Origin of the sequence: Thermogutta sp., from assembly GCF_014359955.1 — a bacterium.
Classification (GTDB): domain Bacteria; phylum Planctomycetota; class Planctomycetia; order Pirellulales; family Thermoguttaceae; genus Thermogutta.
Genome location: NZ_JACIYL010000971.1, coordinates 1 through 1,449 on the forward strand (window position 1 = coordinate 1; position 1,449 = coordinate 1,449).

General features: G+C 59.4%; 1 protein-coding gene. It reads right to left on the bottom strand.

From position 1 onward, the window contains the following. On the bottom strand, window positions 1–1,259 hold a 1,259-nt coding region (locus H5U08_RS18660), incomplete at its 3' end, for a hypothetical protein (protein ID WP_297036610.1). Window positions 1,260–1,449: the final 190 nt, after the last annotated feature.

Consider the following 1,449-nt stretch of genomic DNA (forward strand, 5'->3'; position numbering starts at 1 on the left):
GCAAGGTCTCCGTAGGCCGCAACCGCGACGAAGCGATTCGGTCGTAATGACTGAGCATAGAGCTGATACTCGACGAAACATTCCCCGGGCAAATGCAAGATGGCGCCGTCGTTGATCTCCAGGAGCTGCGCGAGGAAGGGTTGTTTTGCCCGGGCAAGAAACGCCAGTCCCCCCGCGGCGCGGATTCTCTGCACGGGGTCCAAATCTTTCTGATTGACCCGCGCTCGCAGATCGGTTTCCGTGTAGCCCGGGTCAGATCGCGGGATCAGGCAAAACGACTCAACTCGCCAGTGGAGCCCGTGGACACGCTCATACCGGGTATTTTTGCAAGCCTGGCTCATCGCCCGGTACAAGCGTTCGGTGAGCTGCTCGCGAGCCTCCCGTGTGCCGTCATTGTACTTCCCCATGGTGATATTTCCGGCACATCCAGTGAAGTAAATCTGCATCACCTGTTCTTCCCGCTCAAGTCGGCTGCGGGCGAAGCCGGGGACATCGGCGCTGGCTCGGGGATCTCCGTAGAAGCTCTGCGGATGTGTGGCGTAATAATGCAGCCGGACAAGCGGTCGTCCATCCCGGGCAAACGTGACCGTGCGGACATACGGATCAATCAATCCCTCGGGAAGCGCCCGAATCTGTGGGTCCTTACACGAGCTGTATCGGACGACCAGTTTCCCCTCGGGAGTCCAGGCGCGGCGATTGGACGCCACCTGCTCCACGATCGCCGAGCCGAATCCTACCTCGTTGAACGGTTCGAGTCGCTGCATCGCAGCTTTGACTTCCGCAGCCAGCTTGTCCGTCACGGCCTCCATGAAGGCAGAATCGACATAGGGAAGCGTCGCCCCCGATTGGTCGAGAATCTTCTGCGCGTCCCCATTCGTGTAAGGGGCGGTGTGCTGATGCACGGTTTGCACGGCCACGTGGGAAGGAGGAATGCCCAGGGCACTGGCGATCTTTTCCTGAAACTGCCGATAGCTCGAATTGCACAGGCCACACCAGTCCACGGCGCACAGGACGTAGCGGGACCGTCCGTCATCCAGTACGACCCCGCGGGCTTCCAACGGTGTTTCCACTTCCTTGACGGGCACCAACCAGATCAGCGGATGCCGACCATTAATGGGTGGGGTTACGTCGCACCGAAAAGTGGCCAGCTTCCATTGTCCTCCGCGTAAGAGTTCCTCTCCCCTTCCCTCTCCCTGCTCCAGAAATCCAAGGAAGATACAAAGCGCAACTACCAGCCGCGGAGCGATGGACCCCATCATCACGTGGTTTCTCCCTCGTTCTGGAGTGTGAACTGGTGCCAAAAGACCCGCCGCCTGAGCAACGGTGCCGCAAACGGCGCATTTAGTATAGCCATGCCCAGCGCGTTTTCCACTCACCAGGAGTCCAACACCGCTGCATGGTTGTGCGTGACCCGGCGCGGCCGGATGATCTTTTTAATCAACACTTTAC